8 protein-coding genes are annotated in these 7,776 nt (G+C 52.2%); 3 read left to right on the top strand and 5 right to left on the bottom strand.

Going from position 1 to position 7,776, the window contains the following annotated elements:
• Window positions 1-44 precede the first annotated feature (44 nt).
• The gene (locus KJ970_12565; GenBank protein ID MBU2691751.1) at window positions 45-620 is read right to left on the bottom strand and encodes a TetR/AcrR family transcriptional regulator; all 576 of its coding nucleotides are present in this window, start codon (window positions 618-620) and stop codon (window positions 45-47) included.
• A 311-nt stretch (window positions 621-931) separates the two neighbouring features.
• On the opposite strand from KJ970_12565, the gene KJ970_12570 reads away from it, so the two are divergent.
• The 3 genes from KJ970_12570 (at window position 932) to KJ970_12580 (ending at window position 3,864) form a co-directional block, all read left to right on the top strand.
• Window positions 932-1,561 carry a XylR N-terminal domain-containing protein gene (locus tag KJ970_12570; protein ID MBU2691752.1) on the top strand — a complete coding sequence of 210 codons (630 nt, stop codon included), beginning with the start codon at window positions 932-934 and terminating at the stop codon, window positions 1,559-1,561.
• Window positions 1,542-1,733, top strand: a complete 192-nt coding sequence (locus tag KJ970_12575) for a hypothetical protein (protein MBU2691753.1) — start codon at window positions 1,542-1,544, stop codon at window positions 1,731-1,733. The genes KJ970_12570 and KJ970_12575 overlap by 20 nt, the downstream gene beginning before the upstream one ends.
• Window positions 1,734-1,839: 106 nt before the next feature.
• Entirely contained in the window at window positions 1,840-3,864 is a 2,025-nt protein-coding gene (locus KJ970_12580) for a hypothetical protein (GenBank protein MBU2691754.1), read from the top strand.
• A 41-nt stretch (window positions 3,865-3,905) separates the two neighbouring features.
• On the opposite strand, the gene KJ970_12585 is transcribed toward KJ970_12580, so the two are convergent.
• From KJ970_12585 to KJ970_12600, 4 genes are all read right to left on the bottom strand, one after another.
• A complete protein-coding gene (locus KJ970_12585; GenBank protein MBU2691755.1) occupies window positions 3,906-5,657 on the bottom strand; it encodes an aldehyde:ferredoxin oxidoreductase in 1,752 nt (583 codons plus the stop codon).
• Window positions 5,638-6,072 carry a (Fe-S)-binding protein gene (locus tag KJ970_12590; GenBank protein ID MBU2691756.1) on the bottom strand — a complete coding sequence of 145 codons (435 nt, stop codon included), beginning with the start codon at window positions 6,070-6,072 and terminating at the stop codon, window positions 5,638-5,640. Before KJ970_12590 ends, KJ970_12585 begins: the two co-directional genes overlap by 20 nt.
• A gap of 77 nt (window positions 6,073-6,149) precedes the next feature.
• Window positions 6,150-6,518, bottom strand: coding sequence for a response regulator (locus KJ970_12595; protein ID MBU2691757.1), 369 nt, complete (start codon window positions 6,516-6,518; stop codon window positions 6,150-6,152).
• Window positions 6,519-6,521: 3 nt separating this feature from the next.
• Window positions 6,522-7,571 carry a response regulator gene (locus tag KJ970_12600; GenBank protein ID MBU2691758.1) on the bottom strand — a complete coding sequence of 350 codons (1,050 nt, stop codon included), beginning with the start codon at window positions 7,569-7,571 and terminating at the stop codon, window positions 6,522-6,524.
• Between the last annotated feature and the right edge of the window lie 205 nt (window positions 7,572-7,776).

Genomic DNA, 7,776 nt, shown 5'->3' on the forward strand with positions numbered 1-7,776 from the left:
CGATAATACGGACTCCCGCGGCATGGCATTGTTTGATGATCCTTTCAACTCGCTTTGTTTTCTATCCCGTAATAAATGACTTGAAGGAGTTGATCGATATGCTCCTCGATGGAGAGATCCGATCCCTCGAGCGCCCAGGGGAATTCTAAAGAACGGAAAGAAATGACAAGGACATGCGCCGTGAGATCCACCCTTGGGACATTTAATTCATTCGTCTCGATTCCACCTTTTAGTATCGATTGGAGGATTTTATTTTCTTCGATAATGCAGGTTACCCGGGCATCGCGGATATGCGGCCAAAATCCATCCTCGGAGAATCGTGTCACCTTATATAGGTTCGTAAGATCACGGATGAAGAGGGCTTTGGTCAGAAGGTAGGCGCGGAGCTTTTTGAGAGCCGTTGTCTCGAGTTCGACGGCGTTTCTAATTTTCAGGAGGAGGAACTCCGTTTCGAGTTGAACGACATCCGCCAAAATCTCATCTTTATTCGAGTAATATTTGTAAACTGTTGCCTTAGATACAGATGCCTTCCGCGCAATATCATCCGTCGTGACCTTTTTTAGCCCAAAGCGAGCAAAAAGAGATTGGGCCGCCTCTAAGATCTGCTTCTTTTTGTCCATTCGTCCCTCCTTAAAAACTAAACTTAATATATATAAATCGTTTTTTGGTTCCCAAAATTTTCTGCCGATAGGATAGAGGCGGGGTGGCGTTGGCATATCCTACTGTTTTTTAGTGAATGGGACGAAAGGGTAGGGATGAGCGCCCTGCCTCCATCTTCTGGGAGGGCTCACCGAGTCACCCCGAGAGGTCTCAGATTGAGATATCGGGGGGGGATACCGAAGTATGACATGGAACGCCCCGGTTGCCGGCCGCAGATGGAGGGTTCCATTCTTGTGGGGCGAGTCACTTCACCAAGTATAGAGGGAAATTTATGAAGGCGACCGATTTTAACCTCGCCAGGAATTTAGAGTTTAATTTTAAAACGGGTATCACAAAATTTGAAGATTCCCGCCTGGTCATCTTCGATACTAATGCCATCGGCCTCTTGCGGCAGCTTATCGTATTGGAGCTCGGACTTGAGAGGGCCAGAGATCTATTTCTAAAATTCGGCTTTCAGAATGGGTTTTCCGACTTTCTTCAAATGAAGGTCAACTATGAATTTGAAAATGAAATGGAGCTCCTGGCATCGGGGCCGGTGATACACACCTGGGAGGGCATTGTCCAGGCAACGCCCGCAGAAATAAATTTTGATCGAGAAAAAGGGGAGTTCCTCTTTACCGGTATCTGGACGAACTCCTACGAAGCTGAGCAGCATCTCTGTTTCAATCCGCCAGTGAAGGATCCGGTCTGTTGGACTTTAATGGGATATGCCTCTGGATGGTGCACTGCTTTCTTTGGTGATCTGCTGATTGCGATAGAGCCCGCTTGCGTCGGGATGGGTGATGATCATTGTGAGTGGAAGATTCAACCCCCCGGTGTTTGGGGCGATGAAGCAAAACCCTATTTGAAGGCTTATCAACAAATATATCGAGGAATCAGAGATGGCAGAAAGGCTGCTTAAGTATTACAAGTACATAGCTGAGGAGATGGGTGGTGAATGCAAGGTCAAGCTTGCGATGGAAACCAAAATCCCCTCGACCATGGCCGCCACAGAGGATGATTCCTTCGAGAATATTGAGTTATTCAAAGAAGCCGTGCTGAAACTCACTGGGAGGCGCGCGCCGGAGTTTTAATCCGTCAGAAAACTTCTAACTGGTTCAGCTATCTTCTGGCTTCGGATCCCCAATGCATTTATATTATCCGCTGAATATCCTTGAAACCGAATGGGGGCCGGGCGGAATGGATACCAAAGAACACTATTATCAGGATGATCCGAAAATCGGCCCGCCGGATGTGAGAACCGATTTGCCGGGCATTGATTATTATTTTATCGGGAATGGGCATATCCTGGCGGCGATTCAGGTCTGCACATCAGGAAGCGCGACCCCGCTTGGCCTATTGGTCATGCATCCGGAGAGATTCGGCTCCAAGAGGCAGGCGCTGACCATGGATTCCAGGGATGGCTTGAGGCCGACAATGATCAGGTTGCGCGAGGGCCGGGAACTCCGCCATCCCCTCGCGGAGCGGGTGAGATCGGCTTGGATTCAGATCAATGATATTCCCGCCGTCCTGGCGTCATGGTCGCATGGTGATCTTGCCGTAGAGGAACGATTCTATTGCCCGGATCGCTCCTCGCCTGCATTGATCCGTGAGATTCGGATAGTTTCATCCACCGGATCACCGCGTGATTTGATCCTTGTCACCGGCCCGGAGAAGGCTCAGCTGGAGGCCGGCCTTCAACTTTATGAAAACACTCCGGTAACGCTGACATTGGAATACAGTCTCGAAGAGCTGGATGCACAAACGATGTGCCGGACTCGTTTGAGAAAGACGCCGGTTAAGAATATACCCGCAGCGGACTATTGGAACACTTTGGGAACATTCCAATCGTCATCAAAGCTGTTGGATCATCTCTTTGCCGTCTCCCGGAACCAGATCGCTGCTGTTCCCGCGGCATCGGGAGCGATGGATGCCAGCATATGGCAATACAATCGAGAGTGGCTCCGGGATCAAACAATGGTTGTGATGAGCCGGATTATGCTGGGGGAATTTGAATCATCGCAAGTGGCCCTCCGCCGCCTCATGAACGATTTTGTAAGCGAGGGCGGTGATACCGTTGATTCAGGCTGCCTCCGGCCCGCATTAGAGACGGAGCTTGATCAAAACGGGGAGATCTTGACCGCATTGAGGACATATGTGGATTGGACGGGTGATTCATCGATTGTGGAAGAGTTCTGGCCCAAGATAGAAGCGACGGCGGAATTTCCTCTTCGAAAGATGTTCCGCCATGAGCCCTCCGGTCTGTTGCACAATCAGCGCGATTATTGGGAGCGGCATATTGTCCACGGAATTCAAGACGGATTGGAACTTGCCCACCAGCTCTATGTCTCTGCCGGATTATCCGATGCGGCCCGCCTGGCGCGTTTGATGGGGCGGGAGGAAAAGGCTCAGCGCTGGGAATCGGAAGGGCGCCGGTTGCAGCGGGCCATAATGATGGATAAGCAGTACTCCCTGATAGATGAAGGCCGCTTTATCAAACGGAGGGATATTTCCGGATCGGTGCAACGGGAGATTCGTCCCCGAGAGGGGGCCGATCTTCCTTCTGAGATTCCCCTTATGCGCGAGGGCCCCCATTTACTGGATCCAGATTCTGCATCAGTGATTCCCATTGCGATGGAGTTCATTGATCCCAAATGTGAGCTGGCGCGTTGTACATTAGAGCAGACGGAGGAATTGTGGAATCAGCAGTGGGAAGGGGGAGGGTACAGCCGGTACAATATCACTTCTGAGGCCGGATCGCCCGCGCCCTGGCCGATCGCCACGGTTCGCATTGCAGCGGCCTATTTTGAAAACGGTGATGACGAAAAGGTGTGGCGCGCCCTTGAATGGATCGGCTCGGCGCCGGGTTCACGATCCGGATCCTGGTTTGAATTTTACGGACCCAGCCCTGTTCCGCCGTATCCCCAGGTAGGCGTCATCCCTTGGACATGGGCTGAAATCGTACGCTTCCATATCCATCATCTTTTAGGTGTCCGCCCTGAGTTAGACCACCTCATCCTCAGGCCGAGGTTGCTTCCCGGCATGAAAAGTATGAGCGCCGATTTGAGGTTGCGGAATTTTCGTTTGCGTCTGAAAATATCGAAGGCCGAGCCCGGCGAACGACCGGGATTCACCATGGAGAATCGGTATTTTCCCTGTTCGGCGGCAGGTGTTAAAATCCCGTGGCCCGAAAAGGATTTGGCCGTGACAGCTGTGCTCGATTGATGGGCGGCCCATCGGCTCCCGGGCGGCAATGATGCGTTCCGTTAAGACCGCCGGGTTGTTAATCCGATTTCCTTCCAATAAATCCCGGCCCGCCGCCGGATATTCTCTGGATTCACTTTCCCCGTTGTCGTGATGACTTCTGTCAGTCTCTTAGGCAGGTTTATCTCATTCGGATTCCAGCCACATTTGATTTTAAACTCGTATTTTCGCCGGAGCGTGTCAGAACAGAAGGCGTCCAGCTCGTCCTGCGCGCACGGCCGCCACAACAAATCCAATCCCTCTTTGATAATTTCCGGTTTGTAAATATTCCGGGCAAAGAGGCATATCACGAGGGAATTGAGCAGCATCCTGAACTTTGCTTCAGATGCCAGTTTCTTTGTCTGATCCTCCAGGCTCATGTCCGCTTTGAGAAGGGCCTGGTCAATTGAATAACCGGCGCCATCAAGGTGGGAATGGCGGACACCGACAATCCAATCGGTAAAAGCGTTTTCTCCGGTGATATAACCGGCTCCCTCGTTTCCTCCGAAGCATATCGCCGCGTCTTCCCCACCGTAGATGCGGCTGCACGCCGCGGCCCCCTTCTCAAGGTCTTTGTAAAAGGGGGTGGCATGCCGGCTCATCTTTTCCATGGATTCAAGGTAGGTCTCTGCATCCCCAAACCTGAGCACCAAGCCGTCAGTTTCATCGGTCCCGATCAACCCGCCGAGAAAGGCGTCGGTCGCCCAGGCCAGCGTCACACCGACCGACATGGCGTCCCAACCCTCCTTCTCTGTTTTGTGAAGCAGCTTGAGGATGCACTTGGGATCATTGATCGATAAATTTGTGCCGAGCGCGTAAATTAACTCGAAGTCGTAGGAAACCTGAAAGGTTTTAAAGCCGTGTTCTTTGTGGAATTGTTCGCGCAGCGTCGCCAGATGGATACATCCGCATTGGCAATGAGCGCAGGCGATTTGCCGGGAAAGATGGTCATTGCCGAATACTTCACCTGAAATTTGCTCCGAGCCTTCAAACCAACCCTGGCTGAAGTTTCTTGTGGGCAGTCCCTGAATCTTGTTTAATGCAAGGATATTTCCGGCGGTCCCCAGATCGTGGTATTTCTTCATCTCTCCCGATGCAACAACAGTGTCATAGAGGGAATCGTAATACTTCTTGAATTTCTTCTTGTCAGGTACGGTCAAATAGCGGTTGCCGCCGATAACCATTGCCTTGAGTTTCTTGGAACCCATGACCGCGCCCAAACCGAGCCGGCCGAAATGCCGCTGTGTGTCAACGGTGGCGCAGGCATAAGTCGACAGGCGTTCCCCGGCGGGGCCGATTCTAAGAATACTTCTTTTGCCGCCCGCGCCGATGTCCCGTCCGCGCAGCACCCGTTCGGTCGCGGAAGAAGAATAACCCCAAAGACTACCGGCATGAAGAAACTCCACTTGATCATTGTAAATATTGAGAAATACCGGTTCCCGGGCCGCGCCGATGATAACAATGGCGCTGAAGCCGGCATTGTACAGCGCCATGGCGAGCCGGCCGCCGGCGTGGGATTCGCCCAATTCTCCTGTGTGCGGCGATTTGAACAGAGCGACTGTTTTGGTGGCGACGGGCAGGATATTGCTGAACGGGCCGATGGATAAAATAATCGGGTTGCCTGCGTCGAAGGGATCAATCGAAGGGTCACAGTAGCGCTCGAGGAGATGTGTCCCGGCTGCCGTCCCACCCATCGTTCTGTGAAAGAGCTCTTCTTCTTCGAGAACCCGGCTTTTCTGAGAGGAGAGATCGATTTCAAGAATTTGCTTCCACACGGCTCTCCTCCTTCCTCTCACCCATCACAAGGACCTCATTGGGGCAATACCGGACACAGACGCCGCAATGTGAACAAGGGAGGGGAAGCTTTGTTTCGTCATCCCATTGCAATGCCTGAATCAAACAGGCCTTCACGCAATCTCCACAAGATGTGCATTTTTCCGCATCGAGCTTTAGAGCGCCATTGGAGCGCTGGGTCAGTGCGCCCGTGGGGCAGGCGGCGACACAGCCTGGATTTGTACAAGCCCGGCAGGCTCTGATTGAAAATGCGCCCTCGGTTCCCATATAGGTTCTGATGCGTATTGCTGATTTTGATGTTGTCAGCGCTTCGTGCCATGTGCGGGAACAGGAATACATGCAAGAGAGACAGCCGATGCATTGATCGCGGGCTGCGACTTTAAGAACCTTGCCCATCCGGCACCTCCGCTGTCCCTGGGCTTGCTTGCCGATATGCTGCCGGCAAATGAAATCCGAATATCCGGAGATGCGCGTTAGGCGGCGAGTAATTCCGTGATCGCCTCGAGAAGCTCATCCCGCAGGATAGGTTTGGGGAATATCCGGGCGGCCCCGATTCCTTTTGCAATCCCGAGATACCTCTGCGGAGTATCGCGGCCCCCACCGGAAATCGCAATGATTGGAAGCTTCGACCAGCGGCGGTGAAGATCCATAATAGTTTCGATTCCTTCCTTCTCCGGCATGATGATATCGGTTATGACCAGATCCACGGGGTTTTCCTCTTGTATCTGAAGCGCGACAACTCCGTTAGGCGCTTCTTCGACATCATAACCGGCCTCCTCCAAGGTCATACGAAGCATGATCCGGATACGTTCATCATCATCTACCACTAATAGACGGGCCATGGCCTATGCCTCCCTAACGTTTGTCTTGTGAAGCACCTCTTGAATTTCTTTCAGGAACAGCGATCTTGTAATCGGTTTTTTGAGATACCGGCTTATTCCAATTTCCTTTGCCTGCCCTTCGTCAAATACTTCGCTATACCCGGTAAAGAGGATGATGGGCATATTCGGGCGGATTTTTAAAACGGCCCGGGCGATCTCGGGGCCGGTCATCTCCGGCATGGTGACATCACTGATGATGAGATCAAATTGATCCGGGTCCGCCTTGAAATGCTTCAGGGCATTCAGGGGGGATGTAAAGCAGCTGACGGCATACCCGGCCCCCTCAAGGGAAATCCTTCCCAGCTCGGTAATGACTTCCTCGTCATCCAGAAGAAGTATATGTTCAATTCCCTTCAGTGATTTGGCATCCGTAGGGCTGCCAGGCCGCTTTACTTCCTTGATGATGGATGGGAAAAGGATTGTAAACGTTGTTCCCTTCCCGGGCGCGGAATCAAGTCTGATTTTGCCGCCCATTGATTCCACGATTCCATGAACAGTGGCGAGACCCATGCCGGCGCCGACATTCACTTTCTTGGTTGTGTAAAAGGGATCAAAAACCCTCTCCTGGACGTTGGGATCCATGCCGACGCCTGTATCTGAGACGGTGAGCTTGACCCACCGGTCCTTTTCTGCGCCACCGACCGGGTTCTCAACAGCGGATCCGCCGAAAATATTTTCCAGCGAGATGGATAATTGTCCCCCATTCTCGATCATCGCATGAAGGGCGTTGGTGCATAAATTCATGATAACCTGGTGGATTTGAGCCGGATCCCCAAGGATAGGATGGCACTGGGGATCAATCTGCTGGTGAATTTGTATCGTTGCCGGGAATGTCGCCCGGAGAAGCTTGAGAACTTCTTTCAAAATCGATTGAATGGACAGCGCCGACCGCTCGTGCGCTGCCTGCCGGCTGAAGGTGAGGATCTGATCCACAAGCTCTCCGGCCCGCTGACCCGCTTCAAAGATGTGATTAAGACAGATCCTGGTTCGACTGTCTTCTTCAACATCCTCCATCGCCAGTTCGGCGAAACCGATGATTGAATAGAGGATGTTATTAAAATCGTGGGCGATGCCGCCGGCTAGCCTGGATTTCCACCGCCCCTAATTCACTAAGAATTCTGACCTAAGGCTCCACGATCTTCGCTGCGGAGTATCCTCAAAACCGCCATCACACCATGCTTTCCGCCTGAAACGACCAGATGAGTGAAATTGTAGCTCT

It is taken from the genome of Candidatus Eisenbacteria bacterium (assembly GCA_018831195.1).
Classification (GTDB): domain Bacteria; phylum Eisenbacteria; class RBG-16-71-46; order CAIMUX01; family JAHJDP01; genus JAHJDP01.